General features: G+C 38.2%; 1 rRNA gene. It reads right to left on the bottom strand.

Annotation, left to right across the window (positions count from 1 at the left end):
• Positions 1 to 144, bottom strand: a 16S ribosomal RNA gene (locus J500_RS16825); the annotation flags it as partial.
• Positions 145 to 518 lie beyond the last annotated feature (374 nt).

Here is a 518-nt window from a genome sequence, read left to right as displayed (position 1 = left end):
GTCCCCCACTAATAGCCAGATTCCTAAGTATTACTCACCCGTCCGCCGCTAAGATCAGTAGCAAGCTACTTCTCTCCGCTCGACTTGCATGTGTTAAGCCTGCCGCCAGCGTTCAATCTGAGCCATGATCAAACTCTTCAGTTAAAATCATTTTGCGTCTTTCTTAAAGAACAAGACGCCAATTCTGGCTCATCAATTACTGACAAATTCTCTCAAATAAACTTCGAGTAATTTAAACCAATTAATTAATGATAATATTTCGATCAATCAATTGGTAAAAATCCACACAAGTTGTTCTTCTATTTTCTTAATGATCTTCTTCATGCTTCGTCAGCATCAAGCTAGGTCGGCTATATTACTCTCAATCTCTTAAAAGTCAACAGGCAATTTAGATATTTTTAAAACTCATTTTACTCAACCAAAATATCAATCAAATCCTTCAAGACCCAATCAACACCCTGTTTTTCAACAAGTTTTATCCGCATCACCGCCGATGAGTGCGCATTCTACAGCATTCC

The sequence above is a fragment of the Acinetobacter sp. 479375 genome, from assembly GCF_000581715.1.
Lineage (GTDB): Bacteria > Pseudomonadota > Gammaproteobacteria > Pseudomonadales > Moraxellaceae > Acinetobacter > Acinetobacter ursingii.
The sequence above is the reverse complement of the archived record's forward strand: the minus strand, read 5'-3'. Positions and strand labels throughout refer to the sequence as shown.